Genomic DNA, 14,643 nt, shown 5'->3' on the forward strand with positions numbered 1-14,643 from the left:
GCTCTCCCGCTTCGTGTGACCACGGCCCCCGAGGCAGCCGCATTTTTTCCCGGGACGGCCCGGCGATGAAGAACAAGACCCTGGCCGCCTGGCTGGCCTTCCTCGGCGGCCCTCTGGGCCTGCACCGCTTTTATCTTCACGGCCTGGGCGACCTGCTCGGCTGGCTGCTGCCGATTCCCACGGCGCTGGGCATCTACGGCATCCAGCGCGTGCAGCAGCTCGGCCAGGACGACCACTACAGCTGGATGCTGATTCCCCTGCTGGGCTTCACGATCGCCGGCTGCGCATTGCAGGCCATCCTGTTCGCGCTGAAAACACCCGAGGCGTGGAACGCGCGCTACAACCCAGCCGCCGCACCCGACGCCCCGGCCGGCAGGACGCAATGGATCACCATCGGCGCCATCGTGGTCTCGCTGATGGTCGGCACCGCCGTGCTGATGGCCAGCCTCGCGTTCAGCTTTCAACGGTATTTCGAGTACCAGATCGAGGAAGCCCGCAAGATCTCGCAGTGACCCCGCTGGCACCAGGACAAACGCCCCATTGAATTTACATTCAATTGGGGCGTTAGCGCTTATCTGAATTGCCTTGTTAACTACATATCTAATAGCAAATCAAGGATTCCAGGCTCAGAACATCTGCAGGCTGATCCAGTACGCCACGGCCGCGACGAACGCGCTGGCCGGGATGGTCAGTATCCAGGCCCAGACGATGTTGCCCGCCACACCCCAGCGCACAGCGCTGGCGCGCTGGGTGGAGCCCACGCCGACAATCGCACCCGTGATGGTGTGCGTGGTCGAGACCGGGATGCCCAGTGTGGTCGCAAGAAACAGCGTCATCGCCCCACCCGTCTCCGCGCAGAAGCCGCCCACGGGCTTGAGCTTGGTGATCTTCTGGCCCATGGTCTTGACGATGCGCCAGCCGCCGAACATGGTGCCCAGGCCAATGGCCACATAGCAGCTCACGATGGCCCAGGTCGGTGGTGATGCGTCGGACGCCGAAGAATACCCCGTCGCAATCAGCAGCAGCCAGATGATGCCGATGGTCTTTTGCGCATCGTTGCCGCCATGGCCCAGGCTGTAAGCGCCCGCAGACACCAGCTGCAGCCGGCGGAACCATTTGTCCACCTTGCTCGGCCGCGTTCGCCGGAAGATCCAGGCCACCGCCACCATCATGATCGAGCCCAGGGTGAAGCCCAGCAGCGGCGAGACGAAGATGAACGCCACGGTCTTGAGGATGCCGGCGGAGATCAGCGCACTGGCGCCCGCCTTGGCGATCACCGCGCCCACGATGCCGCCGATGAGCGCATGCGAGGAACTGCTGGGAATACCGTAGTACCAGGTGATCACGTTCCAGGTGATGGCGCCCACCAGGGCGCCAAACACCACGTGCGTATCCACCACGCCGGGCTGCACGATGCCCTTGCCCACCGTGGCGGCCACGCTCAGGTGAAAGACGAAGATCGCCACGAAATTGAAGAATGCCGCGAACAGCACCGCCTGCGCGGGCTTGAGCACGCCGGTGGAGACCACCGTGGCAATGGAGTTGGCGGCGTCGTGGAACCCGTTCATGAAGTCGAACAGGATCGCCAGCGCCACGAGCAGGACCACAACCCAGAGGGCCGTTTGTACGGTTTCCATGCTGGTCAGCCCGCGGGGATCAGGAGTTCTCGAGGACGATGCCCTCGATGCAGTTGGCCACGTCCTCGCACTTGTCGGTGATCGTCTCGAGCAGCTCGTAGATCGCCTTGAGCTTGATCACCTCGCGCACATCGGGCTCCTCGCGAAAGAGCTTGCTCATGGCGCTGCGCATCACGCGGTCGGCGTCGGACTCGAGCTTGTCGATCTCCTCGCAGGTCTTGAGCGCGGCCTCGGCCACGGCCGGGTCGGCGATCTTGTCGAGCAGCTTGACGGCGTCGCGCAGGCGTTCGCAGCACTTGAGGCTCAGGTCCGTGAGGCGCGTGATCTCCTCGGTCATGTGGCGCACGTCGTAGAGCGCCATCGTTTCGGCGGAATCCTGGATCAGGTCGGCCACATCGTCCATGGTGTTGATGAGCGTGTGGATCTGCTCACGGTCGATGGGGGTGATGAAGGTCTTGTGGATGGCCTTGTTCACCTCGTGCGTCACGCGGTCGGCGGCACGCTCGGCGTTGTCCACGTCCTGGTTGTACTTGTCGCGCAGGTGCGGGTCGTTGTAATTGGCCACCAGTTGCGAAAAAGCGCGGGCCGCTTCCACGATGCGGTCCGCATGCTGGTTGAACATTTCAAAAAAATTGCCTTCGCGTGGCAACAGCTTGGCAAACAGCATGGGGGCTCCTGGAGGGGGATCGGATTTCTGAAAAGAGGGACGGCGTCATGACAGAAACATGACTGTTCCGTGACCCGGGGAGTTTAACCGTCCGCCCCGCCGGGGCGCGGGCGGGCTCAGGCGCTTCGGAAGATGAAGTACACCGCACCCACCAGGCACAGGCCCGCCCACAGGTAGTCCCACTTCAGCGGCTGGCCCATGTAGAACACCGCGAACGGCACGAACACGGCCAGCGTGATCACCTCCTGCATGATCTTGAGCTGGCCCACGTTGAACTGCGTGAAGCCGATGCGGTTGGCCGGCACCTGCAGCAGGTACTCGAACAGGGCGATGCCCCAGCTCACCAGCGCGGCGGTGTACCAGGGCGACGTGGCCAGGTTCTTGAGGTGCCCGTACCAGGCAAAGGTCATAAAGACATTGCTGGCGACCAGGAGCAGGACGGTCTGGAGCGAGATCGGCAGGGATTGCAGGGCGTTCATGGCGGTGCAGCGTGGACGGCAGAAAGACGGCAAGGGGCCAGATTATGGACAAAACAAGCCCATGGCGCCTGACGCACCATCCTTTTTTGCTACGAAATAGATAGCAAATCAAGCACAGACGCCTTCCTGCCGGCGGCGGTTCGTGCCGCCATGAAAAAAGGCACTGCGGCTGGGCAGTGCCTTTTTTCCGGTGGCGCCCACGGCGCCCAATGCGCGGCAGCCGGGTTACTCGCCCAGGTAGGCCGCCCGCACCTTGGGGTCGCTCAGCAGTTCCTGGCCGGGGCCCGTCATCGTGATGAGGCCCGACTCCATCACGTAGCCGCGGTCGGCAATGGCCAGCGCGCGGCTCGCGTTCTGCTCCACCAGCAGGATGGTCACGCCCAGGGCGTACACGTCGCGCACCACCTCGAAGATCTTGTCCACCATGATGGGCGACAGGCCCATGGAGGGCTCGTCCAGCAGCAGCACCTTGGGCTGGCTCATGAGCGCGCGGCCCATGGCCAGCATCTGCTGCTCGCCGCCCGACATGGTGCCGGCCAGCTGGTCCTTGCGCTCGCGCAGGCGCGGGAAGATGGTGAACATCTTCTCGATGTCGGCCAGGATGCCCGCCTTGTCCCTGCGCGTGTAGGCGCCCATCTGCAGGTTCTCGGTGATGGTCATGCGCGCGAACACGCCACGGCCCTCGGGCACCATCACCAGACCCTTCTTCACCAGGTCCCAGGCGCCCTTGCCCTTGATGCTTTCGCCCAGGTACAGGATGTCGCCATCGTTCATGCCCAGGGTGCCGGTGATGGCCTTCATGGTGGTGGTCTTGCCGGCGCCGTTGGAGCCGATCAGCGAGACCAGCTCGCCTTCGCGCACTTCGAAGTCCACGCCCTTGACGGCCTGGATACCGCCGTAGGCCACTTTCAGGCCCTTGACCTGCAGCAGTACCTTGTTGGATTTTTCGGCCATTCTCAATGTCCTCCGGTGCCCAGATAGGCCTCAATCACTTTTTCGTTCTTCTGCACTTCGGCGGGGTTGCCTTCGGCGATCTGCTTGCCGTAGTCAAGCACCGTCACGCGGTCGCACAGGCCCATCACCAGCTTCACGTCGTGCTCGATGAGCAGGATGGTGCGGTTGTCGTTGCGGATGCGGTCGATCAGCTCGCGCAGCAGCACCTTCTCGGTGGCGTTCATGCCGGCGGCGGGCTCGTCCAGGGCGATCAGCTGCGGGTCGGTGGCCAGGGCGCGGGCGATTTCCAGGCGGCGCTGGTCACCGTAGCTCAGGGTGCGCGCCTTGTAGTCGGCGAACTTGCCGATGCCCACGTAGTCAAGCAGCTCCTGCGCGCGCTTGGCGATGGCGGCTTCTTCTTCCTTGAAGCCCTTGGTGCGCAGCACGGCGCCGAGCAACCCGGACTTGGTCCGGATGTGGCGGCCGACCATCACGTTCTCCAGCGCCGTCATCTCGGCGAACAGGCGAATGTTCTGGAAGGTGCGGGCGATGCCTGCCTTGGCCACTTCGTGCACGGCGGTGGGCTCGTAGGCCTTGCCGGCCAGCTCGAACGTGCCGCTGTCGGGGGTGTACAGGCCCGTGATCACATTGAAGAACGTGGTCTTGCCCGCTCCGTTGGGGCCGATCAGGCCATAGACCTGGCCGCGCTGGATGGTGATCCCGACGTCGGACAGGGCCTGCAGGCCGCCAAAGCGCTTGGAAATGCCGGCGACCTTCAGCACCACTTCATTGGATTTCTCTGTCATTGCTAACTTTCGGTGGTGTTCTGCTTCAGGTCTTCTGCGTCAGGCTCTTGCCGTGCTCAGGCGAGGGCCACAGGCCGCGGGGGCGAATCAGCATGATGACGATCATGGCCAGCGCGATCAGCAGCTGGCGCAGGATGGCGGAGTCCAGGCGGCCGTCCGTCATGGCCTGCAGCGGACCGGCGACGTAGCGCAGCACCTCGGGCAGGGCCGACAGCAGCACGGCCCCCAGGATCACGCCAGGGATGTGGCCGATGCCGCCCAGCACCACCATGGCGACGATCATGACCGACTCCATCAGGCTGAACGACTCGGGCGACACGAAGCCCTGGAACGCACCGAACATCGCACCCGACACGCCGCCGAACGAAGCGCCCATGCCGAAGGCCAGCAGCTTCATGTTGCGGGTGTTGATGCCCATGGCCTTGGCGGCGATCTCATCCTCGCGGATGGCCATCCAGGCGCGGCCGATGCGCGAATCCTGCAGGCGATAGCAGATCACGATGGAGATCACCACCAGGATCAGGAACAGGTAGTAGTACAGCGTGACCGAGTTGATGTCGAAGCCGAACAGCTCCAGCCGCTTGCCCAGGTCCAGGCCAAAGACCTTGACCGAGTCGATCTGGCCCAGGCCCTTGGGGCCGTTGGTCAGGTTGACGGGGTGGTCCAGGTTGTTCAGGAAGATCCGGATGATTTCGCCGAAGCCCAGCGTGACGATGGCCAGGTAGTCGCCCCGCAGCTTGAGCGTGGGGGCTCCCAACAGCGCCCCGAAGAACGCCGCGAGCAATGCCGCCAACGGTATGACCAGCCACAGCGAGGTGTGCAGTCCGGTGGGGAACATGGCGGCAAAGGCCGCAAAGTTGTCCGCGAGGTGCGGCGAAGCCATCAAGGCAAACAGGTAGGCGCCCACGGCGTAGAACGCCACGTAGCCCAGGTCCAGCAGGCCGGCGTAGCCCACCACGATGTTCAGGCCCAGGGCCAGCAACACATACAGCAGGGCCAGGTCGGCGATGCGCACCCAGGCGTTGCCGAAGGATTGCAGGATCAGCGGCAGCACCAGCAGCGCGACGGCGCCGATGATCCAGTTGGTTTTGGTGTTCTTCATGGTCCTAGGCTCCTCAGGCGCGATCCGCCACACGCTCACCCAGCAGGCCCGAGGGGCGCAGCGTCAGGATGATGATGAGCACGATGAACGCAAAGATGTCGGTGTAGTGGCTGCCCAGCAGGCCGCCCGTGAGCGTGCCGATGTAGCCCGAGCCGATGGCTTCGATGAGGCCCAGCAGGATGCCGCCGACCACCGCGCCGGCCAGGTTGCCGATGCCGCCGAACACGGCTGCCGTGAAGGCCTTGAGCCCGGGCAGGAAGCCCATGGTGTGCTGCGCCGTGCCGTAGTTGGAGGCATACATGATGCCGGCCACGGCCGCCAGGATGGCGCCGATGATGAAGGTGGCGGAGATCACCATGTCGGGCTTGACGCCCATGAGCGAGGCCACGCGGGGGTTCTCGGCCGTGGCGCGCATGGCGCGGCCCAGGTTGGTGTGGTTCACCAGGTACACGAGGGAAGCGAGGGCCACGGCCGTCACGCCCAGGATCAGGATCTGCGTGGGGGTGATGAAGGCGCCGCCGACCTGGAACGGCGTGCTGGGCAGCATCGTGGGATAGGGCTTGTAGTTGGGCTTCCAGATGATCATCGCCAGCGTCTGCAGCAGGATCGACATGCCGATGGCGGTGATCAGGGGTGCCAGGCGCGGACTGTTGCGCAGGGGCCGGTAGGCCACCTTCTCGATCACGAAATTGAGCGTCGCGGCGACCACGCAGGCAATGAGGGTCGCCAGCAGCAGGATCAGCCAGCCAGGCGCGCCCGGCATCGCGGCCTGCATCATTCCTATACAGCTCCAACTGGTCAGAGCCCCGATCATCAGCACCTCGCCGTGGGCGAAATTGATCAGCTGAATAATGCCGTACACCATGGTGTAGCCCAAGGCTATCAAGGCGTACATGCTGCCGAGTACCAGACCGTTGATGATCTGTTGCAGCAAAATGTCCATAAGAGAAGTCCTTCGTTTGTAACGTACCCACCGCTTTGGCACCGGAATCGGTACAGCCTTGTGGGCCCGACTGCCATCTAGCAAAAAACCCGCCAGAAGTGCAGCTGTGCGGGTTTGTGGACGGGATTGTAGCGAGTAGTCACAAGCGGCCCCCGCCAAGCCGGGCGGGGTTTTCCCTCGGGTTGGGGCCACATCAGCGGGCAACGCAATTCATAAGCGCACATGATGCAAGCAGGAAAATTGATGTGCGAACTTATTACCCAATTCATGCCAAATCGGCATGAGGGGGCGCGCCCCCCGCCCCTGCCGGCCGATCAGGTGCCGCCGCCCTGCCCGTCTCCGGAATCGGCCGACGCATTGCGGTCCCGCAGTTCACGCAACTTCTGTGCGATCTTGATTTCGAGCCCGCGCTCCACCGGCGCGTAGAAACCGGGCTCCGGCATGCCTTCGGGCAGGTAGTTCTCGCCCGCCGCGAAGCCGCCCTCCTCGTCGTGCGCGTAGCGGTAGCCCTTGCCGTAGTCCAGCTGCTTCATGAGCTGGGTTGGTGCATTGCGCAGGTGCATGGGCACGGGGCGGGTCCCGTCCTTCTTCACCCAGGCGCGGGCCGCGTTGTAGGCCTTGTAGACCGCGTTCGACTTGGGTGCGACGGCCAGGTACACCACGCATTCGGCCAGGGCCAGTTCGCCCTCGGGACTGCCCAGGCGCTCGTACACCTCGGTCGCATCCAGCGCCAGGCGCAGCGCGCGCGGGTCGGCCAGGCCGATGTCCTCGCTGGCCATGCGCACCAGGCGGCGGGCCATGTAGCGCGGATCGGCACCGCCGTCGAGCATGCGCACCAGCCAGTACAGCGCGGCGTCGGGGTCGGAGCCCCGCACCGACTTGTGCAGCGCGCTGATGGTGTCGTAGAACTGCTCGCCGCCCTTGTCGTAGCGGCGCATGCGCTCGCCCAGCACCTTGAGCAGCCAGGCATCGGTGATCTCGGGCAGCTTCTCCTGGGCCGCCGCCATCGCCAGGGTTTCGAGCGTGTTGAGCAGGCGGCGGGCATCGCCGTCGGCGTAGGCCACCAGGCGCTCGATTGCTACATCTTCAATAGCTGGAAGCGCTTGCTCCGCCTGGGCCAGGGCCACAATCTGCTTCAAATCCTGCTCGGACAGCGGCTGCAGCACATAGACGGCGGCGCGCGACAGCAGCGCGGAGTTCACCTCGAACGAGGGGTTTTCGGTGGTCGCGCCGATGAAGGTGAACAGCCCGCTCTCCACATGCGGCAGGAAGGCATCCTGCTGGCTCTTGTTGAAGCGGTGCACCTCGTCGACGAAGACGATGGTGCGCTGCTGCATCAGCCCGTCGCGCGCGGCCTCGGCGCGTTCCACGGCCTCGCGGATGTCCTTGACCCCGCCCAGCACGGCGCTGATGCTGATGAACTGCGCATCGAACGCATCGGCCATCAGGCGCGCGATGGTGGTCTTGCCCACGCCGGGCGGCCCCCAGAGGATGCAGCTGTGCGGGCGGCCCGACTCGAACGCGAGCCGCAGCGGCATGCCCGGGCCCAGCACATGCTGCTGGCCGATCACCTCGCCCAGCGTGCGGGGCCGCAGGCGCTCGGCCAGGGGGCGGTGGAGCGCCTGCGAGGTTTCTGGGGGGGCGTTGCGGGCGGCCATCTCAGCCCCCCGCGGCGCGGGCGCCAGAACGGGCGGCCGGGGCGCGCGGCCCGGTGGCGAGGGCATGCAGAGAGGGCAGTTGGCGCGACAGGGCGCCAGGCACGCAAGGATCGGCTGGCTGCGCGGCCCGGGTGCGCAGGCGGAAAACGGTCTTCATGCCGCCATTCCAACACAACCGGCCGCCGCGCTCCGGCAAGGGCACCGTCGGGAACCAGGCCGCCGGCAGCACTCCTTCTTTCTTCGCCGCGCGCGCAAGGGGAGGCACGCCCACCACCTGGCGCGCCCAGGTGACTGTGCCGGGCAACACCCGCGGCCTGAAATGGATTACCGTGGTGCCCTCGCACCGCACCCGCGGCCCCTGCCTGCCACCACCCCATGGAGTTTTCATGTCCCTTGCCGCCAATATCGTCGTCGGTCTGATCGGCCTCCTGCACGTGTACATCCTGGTGCTGGAGATGTTCCTCTGGGAAAAGCCCGCCGGACGGCGCGCCTTTGGCCAATCCCGCGAGCAGGCCGCCGCGACCAAGGTGCTGGCGGCGAACCAGGGGCTCTACAACGGATTCCTGGCGGCGGGCCTGTTCTGGGGGCTGACGCTGGGAGATGCCGGCCTGGGCGTGAAGGTGTTCTTCCTGCTGTGCGTGCTGGTCGCCGGCCTGTATGGGGCGGCCACGGCCAGCCGCAAGATCCTGTTCATCCAGTCCGTGCCGGCCGCCATCGGCCTTGCCTTGCTGCTGCTGGGGTGAGCCGCGCCCGGGCAGCCAGCGCCACCCTTGCGGTCCCTTGTGGCCGCTAGCGCCCTGCCGGAAGGCGCCAATAGCTATCTATTCAATAGCAGGCGGGCAACCCAGGCACCGGCAACCGGCCGCCGCAGAACGTTACTGCTTGACCACGTCCGCCCCGGCCGGGGGCTTGAACTGGAACGTGCCGGCGGGCAGCGCGGCATTGGCCTGCATGCCGGTGAAACGGATCAGCGAGCGCTGGCCGAAACTGTCCAGGATGTCCAGCGCCGCGAGCTGCTCGCCGGCAAAGCCCACGCGCACGCTCCTGAGCTGGCCGTCCTTGGCCTTGGGGCTGGCGAGCACCCACTGCAGGCCATCCTGGTCCGGCGCGGACTCCAGCGTGAATTCGGCCTTCAGCGCCGACAGATCGGGCGCCGAGGCCAGCAGCGCCGCCGGGGTGGTGCCCAGGGCCTGCGCCTGCGCGCGCTGGGTGACCTGGTTCAGGTCCACGTCGTAGAGCCACAGGGTCTGGCCGTCGGCCACGATGGTCTGCTCGAAAGGTTTCTTGTAGACGAACTTGAAGCGCCCGGGGCGCTGGAACTCGAAGCTGCCGCTGGAAATCTTGGTGCGCGCGGTCTGCCCGTCCTTGGGCGGCGAGGTCACCGTCTGGCTGAAGTCCGCCCGGCCGGTCTGCGTGCCCTTCATGAAGGATTCAAGGCTTTTCAGGCCATCAGCGCTTGCCAGTGTTGCGCTGGCAGCTATCAAAATTGCAGTGGCGATCTTTTTCAACAAAAACTCCTGTAAGGGGCATGGGCCGGGCTTGGCGCCCCGCCCGGGTCACTCGCTGCGCGCCGGCACCAAAACCTCGCGCTGGCCGCTGGTGGTCAGGCCACTGACGAGGCCCGCCTTTTCCATGTCTTCCAGCAAACGCGCAGAGCGGTTGTAGCCAATGCGCAGCTTGCGCTGCACGTACGAGATGCTCGCCTTGCGGTCCTTGAGCACCACTTCGACGGCCTGGTCGTACATGGGGTCCTTCTCACCCCCGTCGCCGCCGCCCTCCCCTGACAGATCCCCCTCGCCATCCACAGTTCCGCCTTCGAGCACGCCGTCTATGTAGTCCGGCTCCCCTTGTTCCTTGAGGTAGCTGACGACACGGTGTACTTCCTCGTCCGACACGAAGGCGCCATGCACCCGGATCGGCAGGCCGGTGCCGCTGGCCATGTAGAGCATGTCGCCCATGCCCAGCAGGGCTTCGGCACCCATCTGGTCCAGGATGGTGCGGCTGTCGATCTTGGAGCCCACCGAGAACGCGATGCGGGTCGGGATATTGGCCTTGATCAGGCCGGTGATCACATCCACGCTGGGCCGCTGCGTGGCCAAAATCAGATGGATACCGGCCGCCCGCGCCTTCTGCGCCAGGCGGGCGATCAGCTCCTCGATCTTCTTGCCCACCACCATCATCAGGTCGGCCAGCTCGTCGATGATGACCACGATGTGCGGCAGGCGCTGCAGCGGCTCGGGCTCCTCGGGCGTCAGGCTGAAGGGGTTGTAGATGAACTCCTCGCGCGCCTTGGCTTCGTCGATCTTGACGTTGTAGCCCGCCAGGTTGCGCACGCCCAGTTTGGACATGAGCTTGTAGCGCCGCTCCATCTCGGCCACGCACCAGTTCAGGCCGTGGGCGGCCTGCTTCATGTCGGTGACCACGGGCGCCAGCAGGTGCGGAATGCCCTCGTAGACCGACATTTCCAGCATCTTGGGGTCGATCATCAACAGGCGCACATCGCGCGCCTCGGCCTTGTACAGCAGCGAGAGGATCATGGCGTTGATCCCCACCGACTTGCCCGAGCCCGTGGTACCAGCCACCAGCACGTGCGGCATCTTGGCGAGGTCTGCCACCACCGGATTGCCCACGATGTCCTTGCCCAGGCCCATGGTGAGCATGCTCTTGGCCTCGTGGTAGACCTGCGAGCCGAGGATCTCGGACAGGCGGATGGACTGGCGCTTGGCGTTGGGCAGCTCCAGCGCCATGTAGTTCTTGCCCGGGATGGTCTCCACCACGCGGATGGACACCAGGCTGAGCGAACGCGCCAGGTCCTTGGCCAGGCCCACGATCTGCGAGCCTTTCACGCCCGTGGCGGGCTCGATCTCGTAGCGCGTGATCACGGGGCCGGGCATGGCGGCTACCACGCGCACTTCCACGCCGAAATCCTTGAGCTTCTTCTCGATGAGGCGGCTGGTCATCTCCAGCGTCTCGGGCGCCACGGTCTCCTGGCGCTGCAGCGGGCCGTCGAGCAGGTCCACCAGCGGCAGCTTGCTGTCGGGCATCTCGGTGAACAGGGGCTTCTGGCGCTCCTTGACCACGCGGGTGCTCTGCGGGACGTCCACCAGGACCGGCTCGATGATCTGGATGGGCTCGGGGTGCTGCACCTCGCTCTCGATGCGCTCTTCCAGCACCACCACCTCGCGCTCGCGGGCCGCCTTGCGGCCCACGGCCACGTCCTTGGCCACCTCGCGCTGGGCCAGGCGCGACTGCACCAGCGCGTCGATGCGGCCGCCCACGAACTCCGCGACGTGGCCCCACGAGAAGCGGAACACCAGCGCCGCGCCCAGCACCGCCAGCACGATGGCCAGCAGGCCCGAGCCCGTGAAGCCCAGCCACTTCACGCTGGCGGGGCCCATGATGTAGCCCAGCACGCCACCGGCATGCCCGGGCAGGAAGGATTCAAACCGGTACAGGCGCGACCATTCCAGCGCGGTGCTGGAGCACATCAGCACCACCAGGCCGGCCCAGAAAAGTGCCCGCCGCCGCATCGGGCCCGCGGCCCCCGCAACGGACTCTCCGCCGCGCATCCAGCGCGCCAGCGACGAAAGCCAGGCGCGCACGCCGGCCGCCACGCACCACCACACCGAAAACCCCAGCGCGAAGTAGCTGCCATCGGCCAGCCACGCGCCGAACCGGCCCGCCCAGTTGGCGACCATGCGTCCGCCCCGGACGCCCGAGGTGGACCAGGCGGCATCCTGCGCCGAATAGCTGAACAGGGCCAGAAGCCAGAAAACCAGGGCCAGCAGCCCCACCATGAGGCCGATTTCATGGCCAAAACGGGCAGCGCCCGTGCGGGGCGGCGACTTGGCCGCCGCCGATGCATTCAGGGTATTGAGGGAATAGGTCATATGCGTGCCGGGCGAGCTTACCCCAAGCACCGCAGGGGATGTGTGCCGAAAGGCAGCCACACCGCGGCGCCGTCAACCCAGGGCGTTCAGCCGGTCCTTGAGCAGGGTGGCGCCGCTGGGCAGGACCTCGACGAAGCCACGCTCTTCCAGGTCCTTCATCACGCGGCTGACCATCTCGCGCGAGGCGCCCACCATCTTGGCCAGGTCCTGGCGCGAGATCTTGTCCTTGATCACGAGCTGGCCCTGGGCATCCGGCAGCGCGAAGTCCAGCAGCGCATGGGCCACCCGGCCGTACACGTCCAGCAGAGCCAGCGACTCGATCTTGCGATCGGCATGGCGCAGGCGCTTGACCAGGCCGCGCATCACGACCAGCGACATCGAGGCGTTCTCGGTCAGGCAGCGGGCGAACTCGGCGCGGCCGAGCATGAGCACGTCGGTCTGCACCTCGGCACGCACCGTGGCCGAATGGGGTTCGTTGTCGATGATGCTCATCTCGCCCAGGTAGTCGCCCTGCGAGAGCGTGGCCAGGATCACCTCGCGCCCCCGGCTGTCGGAGGTCATCACCCGGGCGCGTCCCGTGAGCAGGATGAACAGCGCATTGGACTTCTGCCCCTGCTCCACCAGCGCCTCGCCCCGCTTGAAGCGGCGCTTGATCACCGCGCCACTGATCACCTCGGCCTGCGTCACCGTCAGCAGCGAGAACAGCGGAACCCGGCGCAGCAGGTCCAGGTTGGACAACATCGTCGACATGAAAACTTCTCCTCTCAGGTGCGCGACCCAACCGGAGTCGCAACGGGTCATCAATGGGTTCTTACAATCGCCGTGATTGAAAAAGGGGCCGCTTGCACCCACGGCCGCCGGTTGATACTCGGCGGCTCAGCCCCAGCTTTCCCAACAGCGCCCCATGTAGCGGGCGCAAAACACAGGCTTTTACCATGTCCACCACCCAACACGCGAAAGTTCTGATTCTTGGCTCCGGCCCCGCGGGCTACACGGCGGCCGTCTATGCCGCACGGGCCAACCTGAATCCGGTGCTCATCACCGGCATGGCCCAGGGCGGCCAGCTGATGACCACGACCGAGGTGGACAACTGGCCCGCCGACGTGCACGGCGTGCAAGGCCCCGAGCTGATGCAGCGCTTCCTGGAGCACGCCGAGCGCTTCAAGACCCAGGTGATCTTCGACCATATCAACAAGGTCGATTTCAGCCAGCGTCCCTTCACGCTCACCGGCGACAGCGGCACCTACACCTGCGACGCGCTGATCCTGGCCACGGGCGCCTCCGCCAAGTACCTGGGCCTGCCTTCGGAAGAGGCCTTCATGGGCAAGGGCGTGTCCGGCTGCGCGACCTGCGACGGTTTCTTCTACCGCGAGCAGGACGTCTGCGTGGTCGGCGGCGGCAATACGGCGGTGGAAGAAGCGCTGTACCTGTCGAACATCGCCCGCAAGGTCACCCTGGTGCACCGCCGGGACAAGTTCAAGGCAGAGCCCATCCTGGTGGACAAGCTCAACGAGAAGGTCGCGGCGGGCAAGATCGAGCTCAAGCTGTTTCACACGCTCGACGAAGTGCTGGGCGACAACACCGGCGTGACCGGCATCCGCATCAAGAGCACCAAGGACGGCAGCACGCAAGACATCCAGCTGCAAGGCTGCTTCATCGCCATCGGGCATGCGCCCAACACCGAGATCTTCCAGGGCCAGTTGGAGATGGAAAACGGCTACATCATCACCCAGGGCGGCCTCAAGGGTTTTGCCACCCAGACCAGCGTGCCGGGCGTCTTCGCCGCGGGCGACGTGCAGGACCACGTGTACCGCCAGGCCATCACCAGCGCCGGCACGGGCTGCATGGCCGCGCTGGACGCCCAGCGCTTCTTGGAACAGGAGAGTTGATCAAAAACTGGGCATCAGGCTATAATCTGCGGCTTTGCTGAATTCGGCCCGTTTTTGCGGTCCTTTCGAAACAGGCAAATCGGGTTACCGCCACCCTTTATTCTGGCGAGGTGAGGCCGCAAGCCAACCTGGGGAAACAACCCCAGGGCCCAGCGAACGGCCGTTAAAAGTATCGGAGTGTCCTCATGGCACGCGTCTGCGACGTAACGGGCAAGAAGCCCATGGTCGGAAACAATGTTTCCCACGCCAACAACAAAACCAAGCGCCGGTTCCTGCCGAACCTGCAATACCGCCGTTTCTGGGTCGAGACCGAAAACCGCTGGGTTCGCCTGCGTGTTTCGAGCGCTGCCCTGCGTTTGATCGACAAGAACGGTATCGACTCGGTGCTCGCAGACCTGCGCGCACGTGGTCAGGCTTAAGGAGAAGCACCATGGCAAGCAAAGGCGGACGCGACAAGATCAAGCTGGAATCCACTGCGGGTACCGGCCACTTCTACACCACGACCAAGAACAAGAAGACCATGCCCGAGAAAATGCTGATCATGAAATTTGATCCAAAAGCTCGCAAGCATGTGGAATACAAGGAAATGAAGCTGAAGTAATCGTTCAGCCTCGTTTTCTCCCCAAAGAACCGCCCGGA

Annotated in this window: 16 protein-coding genes; 5 read left to right on the plus strand and 11 right to left on the minus strand. The window is 65.2% G+C overall.

Annotated elements, in window-relative coordinates:
• The first annotated feature begins 65 nt into the window (after positions 1 to 65).
• Complete coding sequence (locus tag ACAM51_RS06800; protein ID WP_218295718.1) at positions 66 to 512, plus strand: hypothetical protein; 447 nt, start codon at positions 66 to 68, stop codon at positions 510 to 512.
• Between the two features lie 114 nt (positions 513 to 626).
• Here ACAM51_RS06800 and ACAM51_RS06805 read toward each other — a convergent pair whose 3' ends face one another.
• The 8 genes from ACAM51_RS06805 to ACAM51_RS06840 all read right to left on the minus strand — a co-directional run bounded on the left by ACAM51_RS06805 (position 627) and on the right by ACAM51_RS06840 (position 8,225).
• Complete coding sequence (locus ACAM51_RS06805) at positions 627 to 1,637, minus strand: inorganic phosphate transporter (RefSeq protein WP_218295719.1); 1,011 nt, start codon at positions 1,635 to 1,637, stop codon at positions 627 to 629.
• A gap of 19 nt (positions 1,638 to 1,656) precedes the next feature.
• Positions 1,657 to 2,304: a DUF47 domain-containing protein gene (locus ACAM51_RS06810; protein ID WP_010463500.1), complete on the minus strand. Its 648-nt coding sequence runs from the start codon at positions 2,302 to 2,304 to the stop codon at positions 1,657 to 1,659.
• A gap of 116 nt (positions 2,305 to 2,420) precedes the next feature.
• The gene (locus ACAM51_RS06815; protein WP_218295720.1) at positions 2,421 to 2,783 is read right to left on the minus strand and encodes a DMT family protein; all 363 of its coding nucleotides are present in this window, start codon (positions 2,781 to 2,783) and stop codon (positions 2,421 to 2,423) included.
• A gap of 225 nt (positions 2,784 to 3,008) precedes the next feature.
• A complete protein-coding gene (locus tag ACAM51_RS06820) occupies positions 3,009 to 3,737 on the minus strand; it encodes an ABC transporter ATP-binding protein (protein WP_218295721.1) in 729 nt (242 codons plus the stop codon).
• A gap of 2 nt (positions 3,738 to 3,739) precedes the next feature.
• A complete protein-coding gene (locus ACAM51_RS06825) occupies positions 3,740 to 4,522 on the minus strand; it encodes an ABC transporter ATP-binding protein (RefSeq protein ID WP_218295722.1) in 783 nt (260 codons plus the stop codon).
• A 25-nt stretch (positions 4,523 to 4,547) separates the two neighbouring features.
• On the minus strand, positions 4,548 to 5,624 hold the full coding sequence (locus ACAM51_RS06830; RefSeq protein ID WP_369643083.1) for an ABC transporter ATP-binding protein: 1,077 nt from the start codon (positions 5,622 to 5,624) through the stop codon (positions 4,548 to 4,550).
• Positions 5,625 to 5,637: 13 nt separating this feature from the next.
• Positions 5,638 to 6,567: a branched-chain amino acid ABC transporter permease gene (locus tag ACAM51_RS06835; RefSeq protein ID WP_218295724.1), complete on the minus strand. Its 930-nt coding sequence runs from the start codon at positions 6,565 to 6,567 to the stop codon at positions 5,638 to 5,640.
• 314 nt (positions 6,568 to 6,881) lie between these two features.
• Positions 6,882 to 8,225 carry a replication-associated recombination protein A gene (locus ACAM51_RS06840; RefSeq protein ID WP_218295725.1) on the minus strand — a complete coding sequence of 448 codons (1,344 nt, stop codon included), beginning with the start codon at positions 8,223 to 8,225 and terminating at the stop codon, positions 6,882 to 6,884.
• 386 nt (positions 8,226 to 8,611) lie between these two features.
• Between ACAM51_RS06840 and ACAM51_RS06845 the strand changes: the two genes are divergently transcribed.
• A complete protein-coding gene (locus ACAM51_RS06845; RefSeq protein WP_218295726.1) occupies positions 8,612 to 8,968 on the plus strand; it encodes a DUF1304 domain-containing protein in 357 nt (118 codons plus the stop codon).
• A gap of 132 nt (positions 8,969 to 9,100) precedes the next feature.
• Here the strand turns inward: ACAM51_RS06845 and lolA are convergent, their stop codons facing one another.
• The 3 genes from lolA to ACAM51_RS06860 form a co-directional block, all read right to left on the minus strand.
• A complete protein-coding gene (gene lolA / locus ACAM51_RS06850; RefSeq protein WP_369643084.1) occupies positions 9,101 to 9,733 on the minus strand; it encodes an outer membrane lipoprotein chaperone LolA in 633 nt (210 codons plus the stop codon).
• A 48-nt stretch (positions 9,734 to 9,781) separates the two neighbouring features.
• Positions 9,782 to 12,115 (minus strand): DNA translocase FtsK, encoded by a 2,334-nt coding sequence (locus ACAM51_RS06855; protein ID WP_369643085.1) that lies wholly within the window; start codon positions 12,113 to 12,115, stop codon positions 9,782 to 9,784.
• Positions 12,116 to 12,187: 72 nt separating this feature from the next.
• Positions 12,188 to 12,865 (minus strand): Crp/Fnr family transcriptional regulator, encoded by a 678-nt coding sequence (locus ACAM51_RS06860; protein ID WP_369643086.1) that lies wholly within the window; start codon positions 12,863 to 12,865, stop codon positions 12,188 to 12,190.
• A gap of 185 nt (positions 12,866 to 13,050) precedes the next feature.
• Here ACAM51_RS06860 and trxB point away from each other — a divergent pair, with 185 nt between their 5' ends.
• From trxB to rpmG, 3 genes are all read left to right on the plus strand, one after another.
• Complete coding sequence (gene trxB, locus ACAM51_RS06865) at positions 13,051 to 14,004, plus strand: thioredoxin-disulfide reductase (protein WP_218295730.1); 954 nt, start codon at positions 13,051 to 13,053, stop codon at positions 14,002 to 14,004.
• A 185-nt stretch (positions 14,005 to 14,189) separates the two neighbouring features.
• A complete protein-coding gene (rpmB, locus tag ACAM51_RS06870; protein WP_007859763.1) occupies positions 14,190 to 14,423 on the plus strand; it encodes a 50S ribosomal protein L28 in 234 nt (77 codons plus the stop codon).
• An 11-nt stretch (positions 14,424 to 14,434) separates the two neighbouring features.
• Complete coding sequence (rpmG, locus tag ACAM51_RS06875) at positions 14,435 to 14,605, plus strand: 50S ribosomal protein L33 (RefSeq protein WP_008904999.1); 171 nt, start codon at positions 14,435 to 14,437, stop codon at positions 14,603 to 14,605.
• Positions 14,606 to 14,643 lie beyond the last annotated feature (38 nt).

It is taken from the genome of Acidovorax sp. A79 (assembly GCF_041154505.1).
Classification (GTDB): Bacteria; Pseudomonadota; Gammaproteobacteria; order Burkholderiales; family Burkholderiaceae_C; genus Acidovorax.